General features: G+C 45.6%; 24 protein-coding genes and 3 pseudogenes. 5 read left to right on the forward strand and 22 right to left on the reverse strand.

Annotated elements, in window-relative coordinates:
* From HDCHBGLK_RS05530 to HDCHBGLK_RS05640, 22 genes and pseudogenes are all read right to left on the reverse strand, one after another.
* A complete protein-coding gene (locus HDCHBGLK_RS05530) occupies nucleotides 1–2,334 on the reverse strand; it encodes a VirB4-like conjugal transfer ATPase, CD1110 family (RefSeq protein ID WP_004607548.1) in 2,334 nt (777 codons plus the stop codon).
* Nucleotides 2,331–2,771, reverse strand: a complete 441-nt coding sequence (locus HDCHBGLK_RS05535) for a PrgI family protein (protein ID WP_004607547.1) — start codon at nucleotides 2,769–2,771, stop codon at nucleotides 2,331–2,333. Before HDCHBGLK_RS05535 ends, HDCHBGLK_RS05530 begins: the two co-directional genes overlap by 4 nt.
* A gap of 13 nt (nucleotides 2,772–2,784) precedes the next feature.
* Nucleotides 2,785–3,621 carry a hypothetical protein gene (locus HDCHBGLK_RS05540; RefSeq protein WP_004607546.1) on the reverse strand — a complete coding sequence of 279 codons (837 nt, stop codon included), beginning with the start codon at nucleotides 3,619–3,621 and terminating at the stop codon, nucleotides 2,785–2,787.
* Between the two features lie 83 nt (nucleotides 3,622–3,704).
* Nucleotides 3,705–4,058 carry a glutamyl-tRNA amidotransferase subunit A gene (locus HDCHBGLK_RS05545; protein WP_004607545.1) on the reverse strand — a complete coding sequence of 118 codons (354 nt, stop codon included), beginning with the start codon at nucleotides 4,056–4,058 and terminating at the stop codon, nucleotides 3,705–3,707.
* A gap of 14 nt (nucleotides 4,059–4,072) precedes the next feature.
* A pseudogene (locus HDCHBGLK_RS05550) lies at nucleotides 4,073–4,513 on the reverse strand (type IV secretory system conjugative DNA transfer family protein); the annotation flags it as partial.
* A gap of 107 nt (nucleotides 4,514–4,620) precedes the next feature.
* Nucleotides 4,621–6,438 carry a reverse transcriptase/maturase family protein gene (locus HDCHBGLK_RS05555; protein WP_039909816.1) on the reverse strand — a complete coding sequence of 606 codons (1,818 nt, stop codon included), beginning with the start codon at nucleotides 6,436–6,438 and terminating at the stop codon, nucleotides 4,621–4,623.
* Between the two features lie 591 nt (nucleotides 6,439–7,029).
* A pseudogene (locus HDCHBGLK_RS05560) lies at nucleotides 7,030–8,382 on the reverse strand (VirD4-like conjugal transfer protein, CD1115 family); the annotation flags it as partial.
* A complete protein-coding gene (locus HDCHBGLK_RS05565) occupies nucleotides 8,369–8,566 on the reverse strand; it encodes a hypothetical protein (protein ID WP_004607541.1) in 198 nt (65 codons plus the stop codon). The gene HDCHBGLK_RS05565 and the pseudogene HDCHBGLK_RS05560, both read right to left, overlap by 14 nt.
* Before the next feature lie 15 nt (nucleotides 8,567–8,581).
* Nucleotides 8,582–9,445 carry a hypothetical protein gene (locus HDCHBGLK_RS05570; RefSeq protein WP_039909838.1) on the reverse strand — a complete coding sequence of 288 codons (864 nt, stop codon included), beginning with the start codon at nucleotides 9,443–9,445 and terminating at the stop codon, nucleotides 8,582–8,584.
* A gap of 6 nt (nucleotides 9,446–9,451) precedes the next feature.
* A complete protein-coding gene (locus HDCHBGLK_RS05575; protein ID WP_039909814.1) occupies nucleotides 9,452–10,267 on the reverse strand; it encodes a PcfB family protein in 816 nt (271 codons plus the stop codon).
* On the reverse strand, nucleotides 10,209–11,618 hold the full coding sequence (locus HDCHBGLK_RS05580; protein ID WP_004607538.1) for a relaxase/mobilization nuclease domain-containing protein: 1,410 nt from the start codon (nucleotides 11,616–11,618) through the stop codon (nucleotides 10,209–10,211). Before HDCHBGLK_RS05580 ends, HDCHBGLK_RS05575 begins: the two co-directional genes overlap by 59 nt.
* Entirely contained in the window at nucleotides 11,618–11,950 is a 333-nt protein-coding gene (locus HDCHBGLK_RS05585) for a plasmid mobilization protein (RefSeq protein ID WP_039909812.1), read from the reverse strand. The genes HDCHBGLK_RS05580 and HDCHBGLK_RS05585 overlap by 1 nt, the downstream gene beginning before the upstream one ends.
* The gene (locus HDCHBGLK_RS05590) at nucleotides 11,910–12,050 is read right to left on the reverse strand and encodes a DUF3789 domain-containing protein (RefSeq protein ID WP_082210552.1); all 141 of its coding nucleotides are present in this window, start codon (nucleotides 12,048–12,050) and stop codon (nucleotides 11,910–11,912) included. Before HDCHBGLK_RS05590 ends, HDCHBGLK_RS05585 begins: the two co-directional genes overlap by 41 nt.
* 104 nt (nucleotides 12,051–12,154) lie before the next feature.
* The gene (locus HDCHBGLK_RS05595; RefSeq protein WP_002607879.1) at nucleotides 12,155–12,448 is read right to left on the reverse strand and encodes a hypothetical protein; all 294 of its coding nucleotides are present in this window, start codon (nucleotides 12,446–12,448) and stop codon (nucleotides 12,155–12,157) included.
* A 73-nt stretch (nucleotides 12,449–12,521) separates the two neighbouring features.
* Complete coding sequence (locus HDCHBGLK_RS05600; protein ID WP_004607535.1) at nucleotides 12,522–13,505, reverse strand: DUF3991 and TOPRIM domain-containing protein; 984 nt, start codon at nucleotides 13,503–13,505, stop codon at nucleotides 12,522–12,524.
* A 178-nt stretch (nucleotides 13,506–13,683) separates the two neighbouring features.
* Nucleotides 13,684–14,256 carry an Imm26 family immunity protein gene (locus tag HDCHBGLK_RS05605; RefSeq protein WP_039909810.1) on the reverse strand — a complete coding sequence of 191 codons (573 nt, stop codon included), beginning with the start codon at nucleotides 14,254–14,256 and terminating at the stop codon, nucleotides 13,684–13,686.
* 361 nt (nucleotides 14,257–14,617) lie between these two features.
* Nucleotides 14,618–15,004 (reverse strand): hypothetical protein, encoded by a 387-nt coding sequence (locus HDCHBGLK_RS05610; protein ID WP_004607533.1) that lies wholly within the window; start codon nucleotides 15,002–15,004, stop codon nucleotides 14,618–14,620.
* Between the two features lie 120 nt (nucleotides 15,005–15,124).
* Nucleotides 15,125–15,454 (reverse strand): DUF6664 family protein, encoded by a 330-nt coding sequence (locus HDCHBGLK_RS05615; RefSeq protein WP_039909807.1) that lies wholly within the window; start codon nucleotides 15,452–15,454, stop codon nucleotides 15,125–15,127.
* Between the two features lie 310 nt (nucleotides 15,455–15,764).
* On the reverse strand, nucleotides 15,765–16,154 hold the full coding sequence (locus HDCHBGLK_RS05625) for a DUF2185 domain-containing protein (RefSeq protein WP_082210551.1): 390 nt from the start codon (nucleotides 16,152–16,154) through the stop codon (nucleotides 15,765–15,767).
* A 164-nt stretch (nucleotides 16,155–16,318) separates the two neighbouring features.
* A complete protein-coding gene (locus HDCHBGLK_RS05630) occupies nucleotides 16,319–16,702 on the reverse strand; it encodes a DUF6664 family protein (RefSeq protein ID WP_152034763.1) in 384 nt (127 codons plus the stop codon).
* Nucleotides 16,659–17,528: a hypothetical protein gene (locus HDCHBGLK_RS05635; protein ID WP_004607529.1), complete on the reverse strand. Its 870-nt coding sequence runs from the start codon at nucleotides 17,526–17,528 to the stop codon at nucleotides 16,659–16,661. The genes HDCHBGLK_RS05630 and HDCHBGLK_RS05635 overlap by 44 nt, the downstream gene beginning before the upstream one ends.
* Nucleotides 17,525–19,281 (reverse strand): annotated as a pseudogene (locus HDCHBGLK_RS05640) (recombinase family protein); the annotation flags it as partial. The pseudogene HDCHBGLK_RS05640 and the gene HDCHBGLK_RS05635, both read right to left, overlap by 4 nt.
* Before the next feature lie 284 nt (nucleotides 19,282–19,565).
* Between HDCHBGLK_RS05640 and HDCHBGLK_RS05645 the strand changes: the two are divergent.
* From HDCHBGLK_RS05645 to HDCHBGLK_RS18920, 5 genes are read left to right on the forward strand one after another with little or no spacing between them, the layout of a single operon-like run.
* A complete protein-coding gene (locus HDCHBGLK_RS05645; RefSeq protein WP_130574565.1) occupies nucleotides 19,566–20,549 on the forward strand; it encodes a DUF6017 domain-containing protein in 984 nt (327 codons plus the stop codon).
* A gap of 23 nt (nucleotides 20,550–20,572) precedes the next feature.
* A complete protein-coding gene (locus HDCHBGLK_RS05650; protein ID WP_002569164.1) occupies nucleotides 20,573–20,794 on the forward strand; it encodes a DUF5348 domain-containing protein in 222 nt (73 codons plus the stop codon).
* Nucleotides 20,795–20,835: 41 nt separating this feature from the next.
* Nucleotides 20,836–21,312, forward strand: coding sequence for a PcfB family protein (locus HDCHBGLK_RS05655; protein ID WP_004607524.1), 477 nt, complete (start codon nucleotides 20,836–20,838; stop codon nucleotides 21,310–21,312).
* On the forward strand, nucleotides 21,309–23,117 hold the full coding sequence (locus HDCHBGLK_RS05660; protein ID WP_004607523.1) for a VirD4-like conjugal transfer protein, CD1115 family: 1,809 nt from the start codon (nucleotides 21,309–21,311) through the stop codon (nucleotides 23,115–23,117). Before HDCHBGLK_RS05655 ends, HDCHBGLK_RS05660 begins: the two co-directional genes overlap by 4 nt.
* Entirely contained in the window at nucleotides 23,104–23,274 is a 171-nt protein-coding gene (locus tag HDCHBGLK_RS18920) for a hypothetical protein (RefSeq protein WP_002569167.1), read from the forward strand. The genes HDCHBGLK_RS05660 and HDCHBGLK_RS18920 overlap by 14 nt, the downstream gene beginning before the upstream one ends.
* The last annotated feature ends 54 nt before the right edge of the window (nucleotides 23,275–23,328 follow it).

Here is a 23,328-nt window from a genome sequence, read left to right on the forward strand (position 1 = left end):
TTATACCTCTCCAAACTTGGTCGTCATCAGTTTATACAGTTCGGTGTTATGTGGGAATTTGTTGACAAACGGTACAAGGGAACTGCCTACCTTTAAAAGTCCCTGGCCTGCGCCTACATTGGTGATATAGCCCATCTGAAGGTCAGAGATGTTCAAAAGTTTGGCAAGCTCGATTCTGTCCGTAGATGCCTGATTGAGCATGATGATAAATTCAGAGTTGGCAAGCATTGTCCTTGCGGTATGGCTCTGGAGCAGATCATCCACATTCTGTGTGATACCGGTACAGTACGCACCATATTTACGCACACGCTTCCAGAGGGTAAAGAGGAAATTTGCTGAGTATTCATGCTGGAACAGCAGATAGATTTCATCAATGAAAATGAACGTGTTCCTGCCTTTGGCTCTGTTCTGCGTAATGCGGTTTAGAATACTGTCCAGGACAACCAGCATACCGATCGGCTGTAACTGTTTGCCCAGATCCAGAATGTCATAGCAGATCAGACGGCTGTGGGTATCCACATTGGTGTTCTTGGCAAAGGTGTTCAGGCTGCCATCGGTAAACAGCTCAATGGCAAGGGCGATTTCCTGCGCCTCCGGCTCATTCTGTTTGAGCAGTTCTTCACGGAAGTCCTGTAAAGTAGGCGGGACACCCTGATAATTGCCCTGCTGATAGTGTCGGTAAACACTGGCCGTACAGCGGTCAATAATGGATTTCTGTTTTGCCCCCAGACTTGCACCGCCAATGAGCTGTTCACAGAGAGACAAAATAAACTCCGATTTCAGAATGACCGGGTTTGCGCCGTCACCGTAATCGGAGTTCATATCCATTGCATTGATGTGGTTTTCACTGGTCGCAGAAATATGGATGACTTCGCCCTGCATGGCCTTGACCAGCGGGGAATATTCCCGTTCAGGATCGATAATAATGACATCCGCATTGGGGTCTGTGAGGATGATATTTGTCATTTCTTCTTTTGCCGTAAAGGATTTACCTGCACCAGACACACCGAGAATAAAGGAGTTGCCGTTGAGCAGGTGGCGGCGGTTGGCAATAATCATGTTCTTGCTGATCACATTCTGCCCATAATATACACCGTCTTTGTGGTAGATCTCCTGCACCCGGAACGGTATAAATACGGCAAGGCTCTCCGTTGTCAGTGTGCGCAGGGCATCGATCTTACGCACACCAAACGGCAGCGCCGTGTTCAGTCCGTCCATCTGCTGATATTTCAGCACCGCAAACTGACACAAATGCTTTCTGGCAGTGGTCAGCAGGGCTTCCGTGTCGCTGTCCAGCTGCTCTTTGGTTTCAGCAGTATGCACCAGTGTCAGCACCGCAAACATCATTCTCTGGTCACGGGTTGTCAGGTCGTCCAGAAATTCCTTGCTTTCCTTGCGCTGCTGCTCAAGGTCATAAGGGACAACTGCGGAGAAGTTATTATTCTGATTCTGTTTTCTCTGCCAGTTCGTGATATTGGTTTCGACACCGAGCAGTCTGTTTTCCACTTCCCGCACCGCTTCATCCGTGGGAACCGGGACAACATCAATGGACAGCATCATGTTACGGTTCAACTCACAAAGCTCCGCTACCATGCTGTCTTTGATATAGGCAGCGTATTCTCTAAGGAAGATCACACGCCCGTATCGGTCGCCCATACGGAAACAGTCCTTTTCAAACTCAAAGGTGTCCGGGCAGATGAAGTCCTTAAAATCGTGACCTTTGCGCATACTCTGTACCATATCGAAGGTAAAGGCGGTTTCTTCGCCGGTACGGTAGAAGTCATGGAAGATACGGAGTTTTTCTTCCGCTTCCAGTTCCACGCATCGTGCGCCCAGGCGGGAAAAATGAGTGACAAGGTCGGCACCCACACGGGCAAAATAGTTCCGTGCTTCTTCGATATTCTTTTTGCATACAGAAATGGTCACATATTTGTCCTGCACAATAGAGTTTGCTCCTGTTGCCTTATCCAGCAGCATCTTGTTGTATTCCTTACGGTACTTATCCAGACCGTCCTCCGCCATGGGGATCAGGATGGTCTGCTCAAAATCCACCCGGTTCAGACGTCGGTTATTGATGGTGAGCTTTGTGGTAGCGCCGCTGTCAAATGCATTGAGCAGTTCAGAGTATTCCAAAAACATGGCTTCCTTGTCCTCACGGCTGGCCACGGCATAATTGATGTCCTCAAATTTAAAGGTCTTTGCGTATTTATTCCTGCCCACAAGAAAAATGCCATCTTCCCAGATGGTATAAATGGGAATGACATTCTGTACCGACTTTGGCACCACAAATTTTTCCTTATCCTGCTTGAACAGGGTTCTCAGTGTTTTAATCATGCTGCGCCTCCTTTATTCTTTTTCGTTTTCTTCTTATCCTGTTTTTTCTCCTTTCGCTCTTTTCGTCTCTGTTTCCTGGGAACGACAGGAAGTCCTTTTTCTCTGGCTTCGATGCTGGACTTCATGGCTTCGTAATAAAGATTGTCTGGCCGGAACATCAGTTTCTTGGGCATCAGAAATTCGGATTTAAACCATGCCCAGACAAACTGTTCTGCGGTCATGCCGTTATATTTGATAAAGCCCATTGCCGCAAAGGGGAAGGCTCCTAAAATACATACCCAGCTAAGGGTTTCCATGCCAAAGTATGGGCGGAGAAGAAAATACAAGCCTACCGCAACACCGCAGGCAAGGACAGAAAAAATGAACTGCCTTAATGACAGTCCAAAAAACATGCTTTCCGTATAGTTACGGATTTCTTTATTGATCTTTACTTCCAAATGGATACCTCCTTTATAAGCCCATCATTTCCCGTACAACACGGTCAGCCATTTTGATCGCACCGACTAAGACGAGCATATTAAATACCAGTTCCCCGATGTAGCTCCATACCATAGATACCGCTGCCGCATCCGGGTTGACTGCCGGTGGAGCCGCTGCAAACAGGGAAAAGATGATACAGGCAAGCACAATGATCGCACCTTCCAGGCAGACAGCAGCATAGCTTTTGATAAAGCTCTTGCCAACACTCTGACTTGGTTCCCCTGCAAAAGTGGAAAGAGGGATGGGAGCAATCGCCGTATAGAGATACAGTTTAAAAAATCTGCCATAGACAGACATAATCATAATGAACGACAGTATCGTAATGAACAGACCGCCGATCAATGTGACTGCCCAGAGGGGGATACTCTCAAAAAAGCCACAGTCCTCAACGGCTGTGACGATTTCCTGCGGCAGTACCGTTTGTGTGGCAGAGCCAAATCCAGCGGCATTCATGATCGTGGAAACCACACCCTGAACGATATTAAAGAGAGCCATCATCAGCTCTAAGCCATATGTGACGACTCCTTTTGCAAGGGCAAAACGAATAAACAGCTTCAAAGCGTGTTCCGGCTTTTTGACTTCTGCAAAATTGCCGCAGGTGCGCATGACACCAACGACAAAAAACAGCACCAGCAGGGCAAGTCCGATTGCCTGCAGTGCGCCGTGAATATCCAGGATAACAGACCATATCGTACCGCCTTTGAACTGCTCCGGTGACTGGGTAATGAGCTGCCATATCTCGGCTAACTTTTCATTCCAGGTGTTCAGGGCATTTTCAAGATTCTGTACGACCCAGTTATCAGACATTTGACCACCTCCTTATAAAATGGACAATGAGAGCATTTCTGCCGCAGCAGATCTGCTCCCATTGTCTTGCTTCGTCCGTTATCTTAGCCTGTGATCAGGGTAAGGATCTCTTTTGCAAAGGTAATGACTACGCCGCCCGCAAGAGTCAGGAATCCATTCGCTCTCTGGGACGGATCATGAGATTTCAGAGAAAGGCCGATCTGTACGATACCAAAGCCGAGCATGATCATACCCACAGCCCTGACCAGTCCGAAAATAAAGTCGGAGAGGTTATTGACTACGGTAATGGGATCGTTAGCGGCAAATGCCGTCGTGGTAAAACAGGTCATACAAAGCACAGCACCTGCATACGCCACCAAGGCTCTTTTGGTCTTTCTGCTCATCGGCAGCTTCACGGTTTCTTTCTTCTGGGTATCCTTCTTGCTAAAAAATTTCATAGATAAATCCTCCTTTAGATGTTAAACATTTCTTCCAAATCCTCATCGGACAGAAGTTCATAAGTTGTGTTGACAGATGCAATGCTTACGGCATTCTCTGGAATTTCACTGTCAAACACGAGCGTAGCGACCGCCTGTGTCGGCTCTCCGTGGATATACGGCGGCTGGCCGCCATCCACCGTCAGCTTCACATTCGGGTGCTTCAGAATGTCGTACTTCAGATCCATAACCGGACGCTCCCCTCGGATAAACAGCAGTGCATAACGGTTATCCAGCATACGCACCTCATCCGGAGTCATCAGTTCACGTCCTGAAATCTGATAGTTGGTCGAATAGTTTCCGCTGCGCCCGGAGCTTTTTCCATATGTGTTCGTATCAATAGTTTCCTTCCCTAAAAGCTCGGACACATATTTGTGGGTACTCTGTTCGTTGCCGCCCAGATACAAAAATTCATCATGAGGTAAGGTTCAGCTCATCCTTTGCAGGACTTGCGTCCCCTCCCTCCCAAACCGCACGTACACCTCTCGATGTATACGGCTTTCCGCTTATTATATTTACGGTATTAAGAATGAATCAGTTTATGACATTCAGGGCATACCACAAGAGTTTTCCGTCTCCTTTTGCGCATAAGGAGTACCCACTCCGCATTGCCCTTTAAGTCTTTTAGTTTCTTTACTTGATGGATTTCCAGATTTCTGCAATCCTTTCCACAAAGTTCACAGGTATGGCGTTCCACTCTCTGTTTCAGAGTGTTGGTTTTAGCGTATTTTGAGAATTGCGGAAGTTCACTCACATTGTCAAACTTTGTAGCTGATTCTTTTCGCTTAAACCCATCTCTGTAAAAGGTCGTGGTTTTCCTGCCTGCTCTGGTATCGTATGCGATTGTAAACAGACCCCCAACACAATATCTGCGCTTGATTTCGTGAACATTTGTTTTGTACTTACAGGCAAATGTCTTGTACATACTGTACTTCATAAGATTGGCAAATCTGCCTATCTTAAAGGAATCATTTGCTATGGCATAGTAGTTGTAAAGTCCACGAACTTCCGCATTATATCTTGCCAGAATTTCTATATCGCTTTGATTTACCAGTTTTCCCCTGTGCAGGGCTACAAATCTTTCTTTTCCGTTTTCGTTAATCTTGATTTTGATTGCATGATATTCCAGTAACTTCCCTACCCATTTTTCTCTGGGTACAAGCAGTTTCACCACACCTGCATTGCTTCTGATTTTGTATCCTCCTGCGGATTTCTTTAAATCCTGACTTCTGGATACCGTAATGTCATAGCCTAAAAATCTGGCTCTGTCTCCTGTATGCGTAACCTTCGTTTTGGTTTCGGACATTTCCAAATCCAGTTCTTCCCTAAGAAATCTGCCGACGTCAGCTTTCATCTGTTCTGCGTCCGCTTTGCTCCCGATTACTCCGATAATGAAATCATCAGCATAACGGGTGTACTGAATCCGTTTATATGTCTCATCCAAAGGTTTGGTAGGAGTTAATTGTCTTGCTTGCTTTTCAAGCATTTTCAAATGCTTATTGCGTTCCTGACGTTCTTCTGGAGATAAATCCGTCCACTTCTTTTTGCCCATACATCTATAATAGGATGCCTTTTTGACAACTTTATTGTAGTCGGAGTTCATTTGTTTCTTCTTTCCCCGGTTATATTTCTGTGCATATTCCTCCATAAATTTATCTAATTCGTGAAGGTACACGTTTGCAAGCACTGGACTGACACCTGAACCCTGCGGTACTCCGCTGTATGTCCGATTGTACGTCCATTGCTCCATATAGCCTGCTTTTAGAAATTTCCAGATGAGTTGTAGAAACATTTCATCATCAATACGTTTTCTCAGCAATCTGATGATTGTGTGGTGATTAAAACTGTCAAAGCAGGCGTGTATATCGCCCTCAACAAACCAGTTCGTTCCCGTAAAGGTTTTCTGAATCTGGTATAATGCGGTCTGACAGCTTTTGTTTGGTCTGAACCCATGAGATGTTTTCTTAAACACAGGCTCATAAATGCTTTCTAAAATCATTTTCACTACTTCCTGCACCAGTTTGTCATTGCCCGACTGGATTCCCAACGGACGCTTTTTATTACTGTTTTTCTTAGCAATATATTCCCTACGTGCAGGTTTTGGCAGGTAACTTTTATCTCGCATGGATTCAATAATCCTTTGGATTCTTTCGTTACTCATGCCATCAATGGTAGTTCCATCTGCACCGGCAGTCATACTGCCTGTGTTTGCATATATGTTTTTATATGCAAGCCAATAGAACTCTGGGTTGTACAGATTCCGATATAATCTCTGAAACCTGTAAGATTCATTCTTTGACTTTTCCGTCAAACTACTTAATACTTGGATTGGATTTCTCAATGCCTCTCGCACCGTCCTTTCATATCGTATTAGTAAATAAGCTGCTCCCCTTTGCCATGTGAACGTCATTAACGTCTCAGACTACTATGGGAGCTGTGTGACCATGCCCGTTACCGGGTTTAGGTCATCCCCAGTTAGTATTTATGGAATTAGCGTTTCGTGTTGTCGGCACCGACTTTCGCCATTTACCCGCTGTCTTGCGGTTGTCCTTCCATGAGTATCGCTTGCTTTCATAACTGCGAAATGAAACCAACATGGAATAGCATACGTTTCAATCCTTTTCGTATGCGGAGTGCGGATTCCCCCACTCTGGCTATCGTTCAGGCAGTTTAGTTTTGTACCTCATACACGAATTTTTATTCTTGAATTTTCAGATACACAGGATTAGTACCTTATCATTCAGGCTTTTATCCATTGACAAAAGCGACAACATGCTACACTCCCCTTCGGGTTTCCCCTCTCGGATAAGTTGTAGAATAATAGGCTGTGATTTTTCATCACTTGATACTTTTACCTACTGCTTGCTAAAGGCAGTATTCCATAAATACCACGCCGCCGAATTTATAATGCGCTGGCGACTTCTGGGCGCACACAGTTGCCCACAATGCTTTCCCACTGCTTTTCAAAAAGCGCTTTCAGCTGCGCCAGATTCTGAAGAATGATGCTGACGGATACACCACGGGAGCGCATCACGGACAAAATTTTATCGAAGTCATCGGGCAATGAAACATTGGCAAACTCGTCCATGATGAAATGGCAGTGGACAGGCAGGCTGCCGCCATACTTATGGTCGGCAAGATAAAAGAGCTGCTGGAAAAGCTGCGTATAAAGGATACTGACAAGAAAGTTAAAACTCGTATCGTTGTCTGGTATCAGAGCGAACAAAGCGACTTTCTTTTCCCCTAAACTGGGCAGATCAAGCTCATCCGTAGCTGTCAAACCGGCAAGGCTCTCCAGATTGAATTTTTCAAGCCTTGCGGCAAGGGTGATCTGGATGCTCTTTAAGGTCTTGGCAGAACCAGAGTGATAATCCCTGTAATACTTCAGGGCGATATGCTCCGGGTTATCCAATTCCAACCGGTCAAACAGTTCGTCCAGAGGACTGACATAGCTATCGTCATCCTCCCGGACTTCACCAGCCCGTAAAAGCTCCATGACCATTGGGAAGTTCTGTTCATCAGGCGGCGCTTCGTATTTCAGATAAAACACCAGTGCCAGAAGCAGCATACTGGCCGCTGTATCCCAGAAGGGGTCTTGCGACTGTGCGCCTTTGGGCGTGGTTGCCTTAAAAAGATTGGTCACCAGCCTTTGCACATCGTTGTCATTCCTAAGATAAACAAAGGGATTGTAACAATGGCTTCGGTTCATATTGATCAGATCAAGGACTCGCACTTCATAGCCTTTCTTTTCCAACAGACCGCCAATGTCACGGACAATTTCTCCTTTCGGATCGAGGATCACGAAAGAGGTATTGCACTGCATGGCATTAGGCTTACAGAAAAACCTTGTTTTTCCTGCGCCGGAACCGCCGCATACTAAAATGTTCAGATTCCTGCGGTGTTTTCTGCCATCCAGACCAATACGGACATTCTGCGTCAGCAGCTTATTTGCGGACGGATCTTTATCCCGGTACTTTTTATTCAAAGTCCCGGTGTTGCCCCATTTTGCCGAGCCATGCTCCTCCCGCCTGCGGTAGTTCCTGCGGGTAGAGAAATAAATGCCGATTCCCATTGCATAAGCGAGCAAAAAAAGAAGGACAGTTTTTAAGCTGTCCTCACACATCCTGATTGCAAAAGGGTGGCGCATCGCCACGGGTAATCCGTTGACGATCTCTACCATGCCTCCACTGACATAGGGCGCTGTCAGCAGGGCAAACCATACGACAGGAACAATCCCGCAGACAGAAAGGATGATGCTCGTTTTCTGGCTGTTATCGTTCCTCATGACACTTACAGGGAAGCACCCTGACTTTCTTTGTCGGTGCATTGGCTACCTTGTCAATCAGCTCATCCACAGGCTCGGTGGGGCGTTCCTCCTGTATCTGCCGTGTCCGCAAGGTATTTAAGGCATTGATCACGATATTTCTGTCGTACTTATCCAGTGCGATATGGTATCGTTCTTCTTTCATAGGCTCTACCTCCGATTAGCGTTCCTGCTCCTTGTTCTTAGGCGGTCTGTTCTTTTCCAGACTCTTAAACATGTCGCTCTGGATTTCTCCCAGAACATCGCGCATGGAGTTAAGCTCGCCTTTGAACACCTGCGTATCCATTTCCGAAAATTCACCTGGAAGCCGGTCGAAACTGAACCCTCTGGTATCTACGCCATAACGTTCACTGACCATATAGGCGACACAGAAAGATTTGAAATCGGAAGCATCACGGCTTTCATTGTGTTTGAAGTCAAAGACCGCCGCAGAAACTTCCTTTGCCATGCTCACAAAAAGCTGTTCTTCGGAAAGGCCGGTCTTAATAAAAATCGTCTGCTGCTTACTGTCGTAGTAGGCAGGCATTTCCAGATCGTCAACCGGGACAAAGGGAACCGGGCTTGCATCGATCAGGGCAGAAACAAGCTCCCGCATGGTTTTCGTCTCGGGTGCCTGCACTTTTCCTGCCGCAGAGGTTTCAGAAATGTCATAGACAATCTTCGCATTATAGCCGACTGCCTTTGAACCGTCCTCACGGATATATTCCTTCCCCGGTTCAAGAATGACGATCTTGTGTGCATCCTTGTTGACATAGATCCGATTCTGCTTCCATGCGCTGTAATCTTTCAGCTGCACTGCATCGGGTTTCTGGGCAGATACCAAAATGGCATTGGCAACTGAATAACGGTCAAAACGGCTCTGCACATCCAGATACTGCTGGAAACAATTTCCGCTGGTCATCATTTTGGTACAGGTACTGTCGATCAACTCATAAGCTTCCTTTCGCTGTTCCTGCTTCTGGGCAGCCCACTCCGCTTTATCAAACGGTTTACTGCCGCCGCTAAATACATCATAAATACTCATTATCATTTACCTCGTTTCTTTGGATTTGGGTTTCTTTTTCCGCCTTGGCGGTTGTTTATGCTCTGTTTTTCCTGCTGGCGGTTTCTTGGCTTTGTCGGAAGCAGTGCTTCTGTCCAGGGAAGGGGAAGCCTCCGCTTCCTGCTCCTTACGGCTCTCTTTGATTTTCCGCAGTTCCTCTCTGACAGAAGGTTTTTCCTTAGTCATAGTAGCCCCCTCTGCGGACTTCTTTGGCTGCTCTAAGATAGGCTCGGACTGAGGGGATTTTTCGGTCTTTGCCACAGAGGGGTTTTCCGGGGCATGTTCCTCCTTCTGAACCGGCGCACCCATCAGTGCGTCAAGAAGTTTATCTTTCTCTGCCTTTTCCTGTACTCCGATGTCTGGCTCCGGCTGGCCGTCCTTCGTATCTTTGGACTTTTCTGTTTCCGTCACAATAGACGCCGTGCTTTCGGATGCCAGTTTGAAGCGCTCCGCAATACGGCTGATCTTAGATGCATCCTCCGCACGGGCGATCACATCCACCTCGGCATTGGGATCTTTGTTTTTTCGGTCAGCAAGCACACAGTAGAGAACACCGTATTTCTTGGCTTCCTGTGTGAATTTCTTCAAATCACCATTTTTGACGGTAAAGACTTTCAGTTCCTTTCCAGAGCGCAGCATGTTGGTGAGCCTTGCCTTGCCTTTGGTTTTCTTTTCTTCTTTGAGAATCGAATACAAGAGGATCGCAATGTTTTTCGCACCAGCACCGGTAATCCTGGCGGCGACTTCAAATCCCTCCAAGCTCATTCGGACGATCTGTTCTGCCGCTTCGCCGCTTGTGTTCATTTGTCATCAGCTCCTTTCTTTGCTGTTCTTCATCTGCCCGTATGGTTTTCAGCTTTTCCTTGAGGGTATCGTTACGGGCCTCAATTCCCTCGCACAGTTTCACCTCCTTTCGGATCACTCGCAATCGTTTGGAAAGATCGGAAAGCTGTGACCGTATCGCTTCCTTTTCTTCACTGCCCATCTTACGGGATTGGGAATAAAGCCCCTTGCGCTTTTGAAGCAGGTCAGCCATTTCCGTTTCCAAAGATTCCTTATAAGAACAAAGCTGCTCTACCGTATCAATGCGATTCCGGCAAAGCAGCCTTGTTTCCTGCGATATAACTTCCATCTTCATCAGGTCATCCTTCAAAAGATAATGAAGCCTTGCATAATTCTGTTTTCTGTTTTTCGGAAGAATACCGAGCCTGTAGCAGTAATGCAGATACAGCCCCCGCAGCCCGCCGATTTTCTTTGCTCCATTCAGAGTGCCTTTCAGGCGGTACACCGGGATTGGCTTTTGCGGCCCGGCAAACCGGGAAAACTTCACTGCATAGGAATTCTCCCGGATGCGCTCCATGATCCTCTCGTTAGTATAATTTTCTCCCAGCTTGTAAAGCCGCTTGGGGCGCTTCCATCCTTTACCCATGATCGTCCAGTATTTTCGGTTCGGGTCAAATCGGACTTGGTATCCCATTTCCGCCATCTGACGGTCAAAGTCTTTCAGAGTAAAAGACTTGCTGATCGCTTCATCCACTGCCTGCCTTGCCACGTTGTCCCGTGTAGGCATCCCATTCTTTTCCGCCTGATAAAGTGCATAGGGTTTCTTTCTGCCGCTTGGATGTTCTATGACCGAAAGGGCATATTCCCGGCACAGTTCATCGGAACGCTGGCGAAGCAATCGAAGATTGGCTTTGTTGTCGTGGTAATGTTTCCCGTCCATAAAAGAAACCGAGTTCACAACAAAGTGATTGTGCAGGCAGTCCGTATTCAGATGGGTAGCAACGATTACCTGAAACCTGTCGCCCCACATCCGCTGTGCAAGTCTGACACCGATTTCATGTGCCTGTTTGGGCGTGACCTCTCCCGATTTAAAACTCTGGAACCCGTGATAGCAGATGATCTCACTTTCATCATTCCACTGTACTTTGGCGATCATCATTTCCTCTCTGGCAGAGGCAGGATCACAGTTGACACCCGTGACAAAAAACCGCTGCTCCGTCTTATCCTGATTGGTCGCATATTCCATCACATCAACCAAAGCCTGAAGGTCTGTTTCCGAATAATTGGGATTGGCAGTCTTTTCCGGGTTTTCGGCATAGTCAATCGGGTGGTCAAGCCTGCCCCGTACATCCCAGATCTCACAGACTGCCATTATCCCGATGGCCTTTGGGGAAGCAGATATTTTTTTCGGACATCCACCTGAAACTCATGCCACTTCTTTGCTTCCTGTGAAAGCATGGGGGCGTCTACAAATCCCAGGGCATTGGCTTTTGCGGCAAGCTGGTTGATACGGTTGCCGATGGCAGACAGTTCCCGCATGATCTTATAAAATTCAGGATCGGGCTTTTCACAAAGACGGTAGCCCTTGACCATTTCCCGCAGGAATGCTTCTTTGGAGCGGCCGGATCTTTTTACAAGCTCATAGAGATGCTGTGCTTCTTCCTCATTCAGACGAAACAGGATCTGTACGCTTCGGTTTCTCATTTCCCACATCCTTTCTGGCGTAGAGCCGATTGATCTGCAGGCAGCACATCAGTACAACGCCGAAAATCCCGCCCAGGGTAAACGCAATAAATTCACTCATTCTTAAACTCCTTTCTTCTGCCGGGGTATTAGGGGCTACCCCCTAACAAGCGAATTTGGCATCCAGAAGATTCTGGATAACCAAATTCAGTGCTTGGTAAGACATCACTCCTCGCACTCGTCCTCATACACACATTCTCCGCAAACGGAACAGAAGTACGGGCAGCCCGAACAGCAGTCGTCCTCATCCGTTTCTTCCTCGACCGATTCTTCAAGACCGTCCTCCCGGTCTACGGTGACGACAGCTTCACCGCCAATGAAATCCTCATCCGAAAAGTCGATCAGGTCAGTGTCAAACAGGATGGTTTCTGTCTTTTCTTTTACCTGTTCCGGGGTTTCCGCATATACGGAAATGGTCTTTTGATAGTGTCCAGTCAGAGTAACCTTAAATTTTTTCAATAAAATTTCCTCGCTTTCTTTGTTCATTTTGATTTGGATACCGTGGTGTTTCTTGACAAAAATCAATGGGCAATCAACGGGCATCCCTCCTTTCATGGCTCCGATTTGGTCTTGCAATTCCTAAATAGGACAATAAAAAATCGTTGAAATCCTTACCGACAGGCGGTGGATCATCAACGATCTGGTAGTCTTTCTGCAACAACTCTTTTAAGGCGGCAGTACAGATCCTGCCTGTTTTGTCATTGTCCAAATGCAGAAAGATGGTCTTTACTTGTGGATTTGCCTTCAAAAAAGTGGTGAGGGCAACAGGGATCTTGCTGTCCTTTATCTCTTTCTTTGGCTGATACACACCCGAAAGAGAAAGCAGATTTTCTTTTTTATAGTCCTTACCTTCACATTTAAGCAGAGTAGCGTAAGATAATAAATCAATGGCTGCTTCAAACAGATGCACCGACTGGCAAGACTCTCTTGCCAGAAGGCGGAAGGAATACCGCTTGTCACTTCCCGATGCATCGCCCTTAAAGGAGCTGGCCATCGTACCACGATAGGCAGCATACTTAGGGGTTCCGCTTTCATCTTTGCCGATAAAAACAACATTGTGATACCTGGCACTTTCATAAATCGTACCGTCTGCAATGCACTCCTGAATGATTTGAAAATCAATGCCACGTCCGAAAAGATACTGGGTCACCCGGTCACAGTCTTTATTTCTGGGCGGCAGAAGAAGCTCTTTGGGTTCATCCTTTGGCACAGAAACAGGTGGTGGACTCCAGCCTGCGGTAATACCTGCCAAAGCTTCCACGGCTTCTACAAAGCTGTATTCCTTGACTTTGATCAGATAGTCCAGGGCAGAAACACCGCCAAAACCTCTTGACCACCAGTACCATTTGCCATTGGAAATCTTCAGACTGTCGTGTTCTCTGGTGCAGTAAACATTTCTCGCCACATGCTTCAGATTGTCTGGTTCATACCTCTGCAAGTAGGAAAGCAAGTCCATCTGCCGTGCCTGCTCAATCACAGCAGGGTCAAGCTGCACATAGGGTCTGTTACTTCTCATTCAATACAATCACCTCCTGAAATAGAAAAAGCCGAGGGATTTTCATAATGAAAACCTCTCGGCTATGTAAAATCATAGGATTTGTCATTATTAATAAGGGTTTCTTTTTTCAGTACCCTAGGAATCCTTGCTGAAAAATCAAGCTGGATAACAGGTAGTGAAAACTCTTTTTCTAATGCTATATAATTCTTCTTATGATTAATTCCTGTGTAATCTGCAAAGCAATTCCGTTGATTGTTGATACCCCAAAAGTTCCTAATAATTCTGGCTCATAGTTAAGATCATTTCCATATTCATCTACGAACTTTCTGTATCCAATCCTATAAAAGCCATAATTACTAATATCCATCATTTCCTCCAACCGATCAATATTAAAAAAATAACCTCTTGTCCAATATTCTTTACCTACAATTTGAGGGGGAATAAACAAATCTTTCTCTTTTATTCCTTTTTTTACACAGTCTTTTATGTCAGTTTTATTATGAAAAATCAGAATTACTAATAAATCATCACCGTTAAGATTGTTAACATGTGTATTTACAACTAGACCGTTAAAAAAAATATTTTCTCTCGGATTCACTTGGAATATATCTCCAACTGACGGATACTTTCGTTTTCTTTTTATAATTTGCAACTGATAATCTGATTTTTCAAAAGTATCTAATTTCTCTTTTACGTCAATTGGAAGATTCTTACACCGTGCTTTCCAGCGATTAGCAATAATATTATTGGTTAGGTCATCTATTATCATATCAAGACCTCCTATATTATTTTTATTATACAATATCCCGACATTTAATTCTATCTGATAATTTCTATATCTCTTTATAACAAGAAATAAGATTTCCTGCTCTATGTGGATTAGCGATATCAACCTAACGCCATAATATACAAGTAAGTAAAAAAGCCCAGCTCCCGTGCCTGCTCGATCACGGCAGGATCAAGCTGCACATAGGGTCTGTTACTTTTCATTCAATACAATCACCTCCTGAAATAGAAAAAGCCGAGGGATTTTCGTAATGAAAACCTCTCGGCTATGTAAAATCATATTTAATTATTGGAGATTTGTCGCTCTGATCAACTTCTCAATAAATAAATTAGAAATTGGCAATTTAAGTTTCGTCCAAATATATTTCTACTTTGATGTATTCTTTATTTTTTGCATAGGCAAAAACTTCTGATTTTCTAATGTAGTCAAATATATTTTCACTTAAATCTTCGTCCCATGTTGCTTCACTAAATATTTTATTTTCACTGGTAGGCTTATATAAAATGTTTACATGGATTTGGTAAAATTCTTCATCATCATTTGGAAATTGTCTAACTAACGAAATTTCAAACACTTGTTCGGGTCCAAAAGTAGTAAATGTTCCAGTTTCAAATAAAATCATATCTTCTTTGAGTGGTATACTGCACATCTGCTCAAATACATTTACAATTTCTTCCAGTGGCATTTTATCAGTAATTTTATCTTTCAAGAATTTAATTAAACTGTCCATTGATTTTCCTCCTCCAAATTCCGATTTATAATTTTATATTTTATCACACTTTTATAATTTTTTCTATCCCACACCTATGTAAAAGCGGCATCAGCTATACACCAATGCCGCCTTTGTCGGTTATAAAATTCCTGCTTTTTTCAGATACCCAACGCCATCATAACAGCCACGGAAGTAAACCGTCTGCATTTCAATATCTGTAAGATTGTTTCTAAGCTCCATAACCTTGATCAGAGCCGCACATTCCTGCTGGGATAATTCCGCTGCGGTTTCGGTATCAACAGCCTCCAGCACTTTGGGATATTGTTGAAATATCGCTTTCATCTGTTCCTGAATGGCACGGTAGTCCTCATTGCTTTCCGGCAGTCTTGCAATCACGGAGCTTAGATATTCACGAAAGATATTGCTGTGGGCATCTACAAAGGTTTCAAATCTGAACTCGTCAGACACCGCTCTCACCTCCGATAGTTTCAATTCTACACTTATTATACTGCCCATATTTATGCAATACAAATGTGCAAAAAGGGAATTTATCTCTCCCGGCTTGCGCATTTTCTTTCGGGCGGTTCCTCACTTTGCTCCGGCTCTGCATCAAGTGCAGCGGGATCTTTCTGGTCTAAATTAAGCTGCACATAGGATCGGTTACTTCTCATTCAATAAAATAGAAAAAGCCGAGGGATTTTCCATTAAGAAAACCTCTCGGCTATGTAAAAGCATACTCAATTATATATTTGCAAGTCAGCGATAAACTGGGATTTGATTATCTCTTTCGTTTTTCAACACATATTGATTTTGTGCCGTCATCTAACTCAAAGTTATTACTATCAACTCGTATATAACAACTTCCAGTCTTAGAATGAAGAAAAGGAATTATATCTTTGTCGTAATTACAAATGGTATTGATTGCAAAGATATGATGATTATTAGAATTAGCCATATATTCATCATCTTCGTTACCTGCCAAAAATCTCCAACCACTATCAGGGTTCTGTTCATCCGGTTGCTCCCTATACATATACCCAACCTTAAATCCCTCTTTTGTTATTCTATCAGATACCACACAACCATTTCCGTTAGGCTCATTCCATTCAATTAAATCTTCAATCTTTATTTTAATAAAATCGCTTTTTTTCTTATTGAACAAACCCATATTTACATCTCCAATTTTTTTGACAACTTCCAATTTATATCTCTGATTATATCACATCCACATCGGTTATTCCATATGGCAGTTACAAAACATCTATGAGTAGGATATAAAACTTCCTACTCTATGTAAAAGCGGCATCAGCTTCACACCAACGCCGCAATGGGTTATAGAATACTTAGCTTTTTAAGGTAGCTGACGCAATCAATACAGCCTTTGAAATAAACCTCTTTCAGCTCTAAGTTTGCTATTTCGTTTTTGCATTTCAGCACTTCATTCAAAGCGTTACATTCTTCCGCAGACAGCTCGCAGGGGCTATCTACATCAAGGACTTTCCGCACATTAGGATATTGTTTATAGAGCGTTTTTATCTTTTCCGACAGCTCTTTATACCTCGTTTCGGAATGACAACCTGTGTTTGTTTTACTGAGATAATCGAAAAAGTCAGTATCGTATTCATCAAAAATATACCTCTCAAAAAAGAGCTTCACAAATGTGGAAATCTGATTATCTCTCCCGGCTTGCGCATTTTCTTTCGGGCGGTTCCTCACTTTGCTCCGGCTCTGCATCAAGCACAGCGGGATCTTTCTGATCTAAATTCAGCTCGATGTTGAGGGCATTGAGCCGTTCTGATTTCTCTTTCAGTTCATCTTCAAAGCCAAACGGCTTTTCCACCTCAATCTTAGCGGTTTCAAGCTGTTCCATCGTTTCTGCTTTTTTGATTTTTGCGGCTTCCAGTTTTGCAGGAATTTTCGCAAGCTCATTTTCAATTCGGGTCAGGTTACCCAGTGGATCAGTACCTAAATCTACTTTGTGCTTTGCCTTTCCGCAAAGATATAAACAGTAATGGGCATTGAAGGTATCATAGAAAACTTCCAGTTTGAACCCACGATAGCTTCCGATTTCCGCAGGCTCAGCCATCGGATATTCTTTACAGACCGCAAGAAGCATCTCGCCTGCGGCTGCTTTTTCCGTATAAGTGATTCCTTTTAAGGTCATCGGACAGAACTTTTCTTCGCCCTGCGGCTGATGCTGCCGGGCAAGGGAAGCATCGGCTTCATAGCAGACAATCCGCTGTTCACACTCCTTAATGGTCTGCGGGAAATATTTCAGTATCCTGTCCTCAAGGTCGTAATGCTCGGATAGATAGCTTTGTTTCAGCACTTTGAGCTTGGAAACCTGAATGTCTAAGTCCATTTTTTCCTTGAAACGCTCGTCCCCTGTGGCAAGCATTTTGACTTCCGCAAAGGAAAGGGCCACCTCATCCACATCTTCCGCAGAACGGACAGGACTTTTGCTGGTCATGATCTGGGAGATAAATTTCTGCTTCGATTCCACCAGCTGATAGAGATAGGCATCAAAGGTCTGCTCCGTCACATAACGGTAAACCTGAACTTCCGAGAACCTGTTTCCCTGGCGCTCAATACGTCCCTGGCGCTGTTCCAGATCAGTCGGTCATTTTTTGCGGACAGTTCATACATGCTATCCTTTTCTGTTCTCTGCTCCTGCGTTTGCTCTCGTTTGATTTCTCCCTCCGTATCTTCTTGGCACAAGCAGGACAATACCTTGATGCACCAGAGCCCGGGACATATTCAACGCCGCACACCGTACAATTTTTAGCGGGCATTGCTGCCCACCGTTTTGTAGGTATGATATGTAATTCATCGACAAAGCCGATGAATTTATAGTAAATCTTGATTTCCTGCTTCACTGTTCCGTCTGCCATCTTCTCACGCTCCGAAACAAGTATCTTGTCTATGAGTGCGTTTATAACTGTTGCATCCAGTTCTTTTAAGCCTTGATAATTTCGGATAAGGGCGAGGAAGTCACGGATTCCCCGTGATTTCTCGTAGCTTTCATTAAGAGTTTCCGTCACCTCTTTCAGCCTTGCTTCAATTTCAAGCTGCTCTTTCTGGTATTTCCCCGACATCATCTCAAAATTCCGCTCGGTAATACGCTCCATGACCTTATCCTCGTAGAGAGAGGAAAACAGCCTGTCCAGTTCCGCAAGGCGTTTGTTCAGCTTCTTACGTTCTTTCTCTAATGCTTTCGCCCTGCTCTGGTCTGTTTCCGTGAGCCGCTTTTCTATGGCCCTGACCGCCTTTTCATCATTCACTGCCATATCCGCAAAACAGTTGATGTCGGCAAGAACGGCATTGAATAAATCCCTTGCTTCTATATTGTGGGCACTACACTCGCTTCTTCCGTTTCTTGCATAATTATTACATGAATACTGTACACAGTCGATAATCTCTGGGCGTTTCCTCCTGTGTACGTTCATTGCCCGCAGAGCACATCCGCAGTCCACACACTTGATAACGCCTGCAAAAATATTTACAAATCCTCCCTTGTTCTGTGGAAGCCTACGACTTGTAATAAGCTGTTGGACAATATCAAATTCCTCCTGCGTGACTATTCCCTCATGGGTATTGGGTATCACTTCCCATTCTTCGGGCAGCTTAGAGGGGCGTTTCTTGCTTTTCATATTGGCGGCAATCCGTTTGTAGCCTACAAGATTTCCCGCATATATCGGGCTTCTTAAAATGCTCCTCACGCTGTTCCCACTCCAAATATAGCGTTTGTCCTCGTTCCCCTCAAAATGACGTTCAAAGCCTGTTTCGCCACGCTCCGCCGCATAAGCGGCAGGGCGTAGGATATGCTGTTTATTAAGATGTCTGCAAATTTTGGCAACTCCATTCCCTTTTAATGCAAGGTCGAATATCTCTTTTACAACATGTGCCACTTTATCATCTATCAGCAGATGGTTGTGGTCGGCAGGGTCTTTGATATAGCCATAAGGGGCGGTAGTTCCCATGAATTTCCCCTGTTGAAACCTCGCCCGATATGCCGATTTTATCTTAACAGATATGTCAGCGGCATACATTTCGTTTAAAATGTTGCGGAAAGGCGTGATGTCCATAGCAGATTTATTCAAGGTATCTACGCCGTCATTGACCGCTATATACCTCACGTTATGCTCTGGGAAGAAAACTTCCAGATATAACCCACAATCAAGATAGTTTCTCCCCAGACGGGATAAATCTTTCGTAATCACGCAGTTTATCAGACCGCTTTCAATGTCTTTTATCATATTCTGGAAACTTGGTCTTTGGAAAGCTGACGTTAGATAACGATACTTTTGAAAACACTGGAAAATCAAGGTTTTTCGAGCGACGGACAAGCAGGGTATTGTACTAAAAACTGAATACGACGCAGAAGCGGCGTTTCTTACTCTCTATACGGGAGAACAGGAACGCCGCTTTTTTCATGCCCTTGTTACGCAGTAGGGGCAGAAAAAGCCTTGCTACAAGCGGTTTTGCGGGTGTGTATCTGGCGCGGCAAGGGATTTATACCTTATCCCCCGAAACTGCGCTTCTACTGCGTAACAAATCCAAAGCAAAGGAGCTATGAACTATGGCAGTTTTCAGAGTGGAACGGAACAAGGGCTACACCGTAATGAGCAACCACCACCTACGCAACAAGGAGCTTTCCCTAAAGGCAAAGGGGCTGTTGTCGCAAATGCTGTCACTCCCCGAAGATTGGGACTACACCTTGAAAGGCTTATCCCTTATCAACCGGGAGAAGATAGACGCTATCCGCGAAGCCATTAAGGAGCTTGAACGCGCCGGGTATATCGTCCGTTCAAGGGAGCGCGACGAGAAAGGACGCTTGCGTGGCGCAGACTATGTGATATTCGAGCAGCCGCAGCCGCCTACGCCGGATTTACCTACATTGGAAAATCCAACATTGGATAATCCAACGCAGGAAAAACCAACATTGGAAAAACCTACGTTGGAAAATCCAACGCAATTAAATAAAGATATACAAAGAACTGACTTACCAAAAAAAGAAAAAATAATTACTGATGAACAAAGTACCCATTCCATTCCTATCCTTTCCCCTAACCCCTCTCCTTGCAGAGAAGCGGCTACGCCGCCGGAACGGAAAGGAACGGAAGCGACAGCACAGAGCGCAGTTGATATATACCGGGAAATCATCAAGGACAATATCGACTACCACATTCTCAAACAGGACATGAAGTTTGACAGTGACAGGCTTGACGAGATTGTAGACCTCATGCTTGAAACGGTATGCACCGCCAGAAAGCGGGTACGGATTGCGGGGGACGACTACCCGGCAGAGCTTGTGAAATCTAAGTTTATGAAACTGGACGGCGAGCATATCCGCTTTGTGCTTGACTGTATGCGGGAGAACACAACGAAAATCCGCAACATCAAGCAATATCTGAAAGCAGCCCTTTTCAACGCCCCGTCCACTATCGGCAATTATTACACTTCCCTTGTCGCCCATGACATGGCAAGCGGCGCACTGTCACCGAAGAAGCCGCAGTACGGCGACCCGGACTATTATTCATTCAAACCGGGCGAAAGCCTGTAAAACAACAAAAGGAGGATTTTATTATGGCACAGAAAATGACAGGAGCATTGGTATTTGACGAGCGCACCGACCGTTACGACATCCGCTTTGACTTAAACAGCTACTACGGGGGCTTGCATTGCGGCGAGTGCTTTGACGTATTCGTGCGGGGCAAGTGGAAGCCGACCCGGATTGAGTACGGCGACAACTGGTATCTTGTGGGTATCAGAGCCGAGGACTTGAACGGGCTGCGGGTGCGTATCTGACCGCCGCCCCATAAAGAAACGCGAAAGGAGGACGCGACAAATTGCAGGACGAAGTAAACGAAAAGACCATAGCCCTTTACATCAAGACCGGGAAGCTGACCGCGCAGACGCTCCAAAAGGCAATGAAAGCCATACTGTCAAAGGGAAAAAAGCAGCTTTCCAAACCGCCACAGGGCAAGCAGAGCTTAAAGCAGCTTATGAAGCAGAACGCGGGCGTTTCCAACATTGAGATTACCGAGGGCAATATCAAAGCCTTTGAGAGTACGGCGAAAAAGTACGGTATCGACTTTGCGCTGAAAAAGGACGCGACGGAAAGCCCGCCCCGCTATCTGGTTTTCTTCAAGGGGCGGGACGCGGACGTGCTGACCGCAGCCTTTAAGGAATTTTCCGCAAAAAAGCTGACACAGGAGAAAAAGCCCTCAATCCGAAAGCTGCTCTCTACCCTCAAAGAAGCTGCACAGGGCAAGAACGCGGAACGGGCAAAGGTCAAGAACAAAGACAGGGAGGTATCGCTATGAAGCCGGAAATCAAGAAGCTGCTTATCTTAAATCTCCCGTATCTGCTCTTTGTCTGGCTCTTTGATAAAGTGGGCGCGGCTGTCCGGCTCTCCCCCGGCGCGGACGCGAGCGCAAAGCTGCTACATCTTGGGGACGGTTTTACCGCCGCCTTTTCCAGTATCGCGCCGAGCTTCCACCCGATAGATTTACTTATCGGCATTGCGGGGGCGGTCATTGTCCGGCTGATTATCTACACCAAAGGCAAGAACGCGAAGAAATACCGCCGCGGGACAGAATACGGTTCGGCGCGTTGGGGCGGGACTGACGACATAAAGCCGTACACCGACCCGGTATTTGAGAACAATATCCCGCTTACGCAGACGGAACGGCTCACCATGAACAGCCGCCCGAAGCAGCCGAAATACGCAAGAAACAAAAATATCCTTGTAATCGGCGGTTCCGGCAGCGGCAAGACCCGGTTCTTTGTGAAACCGTCGCTCATGCAATGTACGTCAAAGGATTTTCCAACGTCGTATATCGTCACTGACCCGAAAGGAACACTGATTTTGGAAACCGGGAAAATGTTACAGCGGTACAAATACCGTATCAAAGTGCTAAATACGATTAACTTCAAAAAATCCATGAAATACAATCCCTTTGCCTATCTGCGGAGCGAAAAGGACATTTTGAAGTTAGTCAATACCATTATCGCCAACACCAAAGGCGACGGGGAAAAATCCGGCGAGGATTTCTGGGTGAAAGCGGAAAAGCTCTACTACACCGCGCTAATCGGCTACATCTGGTATGAAGCCCCGGAGGACGAGAAGAACTTCACGACGCTGCTTGAGATGATAAATGCGTCGGAAGCCCGCGAGGACGACGAGGATTTCCAGAACCCGGTTGACCTCATGTTTGAACGTCTGGAAGAAAAAGACCCGGAGCATTTCGCTGTCAAGCAGTACCGCAAATATAAACTTGCGGCGGGCAAGACCGCAAAAAGCATACTTATCTCATGCGGCGCGAGGTTAGCCCCATTCGACATTAAGGAGCTGCGGGAGCTTATGGAAACCGACGAAATGGAGCTTGACACCATAGGCGACAGAAAGACCGCCCTTTTCGTCATCATCAGCGACACCGACGACACTTTTAACTTTGTCGTTTCAATCCTTTACACACAGCTATTCAACTTGCTTTGTGACAAGGCAGATGATGAATACGGCGGGCGGCTTCCCGTCCATGTTAGGTGCTTACTTGATGAATTTGCGAATATCGGGCAGATACCAAAGTTTGAAAAGCTCATTGCAACGATACGGAGCCGGGAAATATCCGCGTCAATCATCTTGCAGAGCCAGTCACAGCTAAAGGCAATCTACAAGGACAACGCCGATACCATAGTCGGCAACTGCGACACCACGCTTTTCTTGGGCGGCAAGGAGAAAACCACCCTTAAAGAAATATCGGAAATTTTAGGAAAAGAAACGATAGACAGCTTTAACACTTCCGAAACAAGGGGGCGGGAGCTTTCGCATGGGCTGAACTATCAGAAATTGGGAAAGCAGCTTATGACGGAAGATGAAATTGCAGTCATGGACGGAGGGAAATGTATCTTGCAGCTACGAGGGGTGCGCCCGTTCTTTTCGGACAAATTCGACATAACGAAGCACCCGAAATACAAGTACCTGTCCGACGCAGACCCGAAGAACGCCTTTGACATGGAAAAGCACCTTAAACGCCGCCCCGCCATTGTCAAGCCCGACGAGGTTTTTGACTATTACGAGATTGACGCGGCAGACTTACAGGAGGACGCAGACCATGAGGAAACGTAGCGCAGAGGAAAAACAAAAGCAGCTTGAACGGTTTTTAATGAATGTTGCGGAAGCCGCCGACGCTGCATTATGGGAGTATTGGCGGGAAAAGGAAGCGGAACACCGCCGTTTTGCAACGGAGTATGTCACGCGCCGGGGGCTTATCCCGCAACAGTGACAGCATGGCAGACCGCCGGGGGACAGGGGAAGCTACACTTCCCCTACGCTGCCT

It is taken from the genome of [Clostridium] scindens ATCC 35704 (assembly GCF_004295125.1).
GTDB classification, from domain to species: domain Bacteria; phylum Bacillota; class Clostridia; order Lachnospirales; family Lachnospiraceae; genus Clostridium_AP; species Clostridium_AP scindens.

Coding starts and splice junctions, on each gene's coding strand:
- HDCHBGLK_RS05605 (WP_039909810.1), bottom strand. CDS start 14,256: ATGATAATAGATGACCTAACCAATAATATTATTGCTAATCGCTGGAAA.
- HDCHBGLK_RS05580 (WP_004607538.1), bottom strand. CDS start 11,618: ATGGCAGTCTGTGAGATCTGGGATGTACGGGGCAGGCTTGACCACCCG.
- HDCHBGLK_RS05590 (WP_082210552.1), bottom strand. CDS start 12,050: ATGAGTGAATTTATTGCGTTTACCCTGGGCGGGATTTTCGGCGTTGTA.
- HDCHBGLK_RS05660 (WP_004607523.1), top strand. CDS start 21,309: ATGAAGCCGGAAATCAAGAAGCTGCTTATCTTAAATCTCCCGTATCTG.
- HDCHBGLK_RS05530 (WP_004607548.1), bottom strand. CDS start 2,334: ATGATTAAAACACTGAGAACCCTGTTCAAGCAGGATAAGGAAAAATTT.
- HDCHBGLK_RS05545 (WP_004607545.1), bottom strand. CDS start 4,058: ATGAAATTTTTTAGCAAGAAGGATACCCAGAAGAAAGAAACCGTGAAG.
- HDCHBGLK_RS18920 (WP_002569167.1), top strand. CDS start 23,104: ATGAGGAAACGTAGCGCAGAGGAAAAACAAAAGCAGCTTGAACGGTTT.
- HDCHBGLK_RS05540 (WP_004607546.1), bottom strand. CDS start 3,621: ATGTCTGATAACTGGGTCGTACAGAATCTTGAAAATGCCCTGAACACC.
- HDCHBGLK_RS05650 (WP_002569164.1), top strand. CDS start 20,573: ATGGCACAGAAAATGACAGGAGCATTGGTATTTGACGAGCGCACCGAC.
- HDCHBGLK_RS05645 (WP_130574565.1), top strand. CDS start 19,566: ATGGCAGTTTTCAGAGTGGAACGGAACAAGGGCTACACCGTAATGAGC.
- HDCHBGLK_RS05570 (WP_039909838.1), bottom strand. CDS start 9,445: ATGAGTATTTATGATGTATTTAGCGGCGGCAGTAAACCGTTTGATAAA.
- HDCHBGLK_RS05625 (WP_082210551.1), bottom strand. CDS start 16,154: ATGGGTTTGTTCAATAAGAAAAAAAGCGATTTTATTAAAATAAAGATT.
- HDCHBGLK_RS05575 (WP_039909814.1), bottom strand. CDS start 10,267: ATGAACACAAGCGGCGAAGCGGCAGAACAGATCGTCCGAATGAGCTTG.
- HDCHBGLK_RS05600 (WP_004607535.1), bottom strand. CDS start 13,505: ATGAGAAGTAACAGACCCTATGTGCAGCTTGACCCTGCTGTGATTGAG.
- HDCHBGLK_RS05565 (WP_004607541.1), bottom strand. CDS start 8,566: ATGAAAGAAGAACGATACCATATCGCACTGGATAAGTACGACAGAAAT.
- HDCHBGLK_RS05610 (WP_004607533.1), bottom strand. CDS start 15,004: ATGGACAGTTTAATTAAATTCTTGAAAGATAAAATTACTGATAAAATG.
- HDCHBGLK_RS05585 (WP_039909812.1), bottom strand. CDS start 11,950: ATGAGAAACCGAAGCGTACAGATCCTGTTTCGTCTGAATGAGGAAGAA.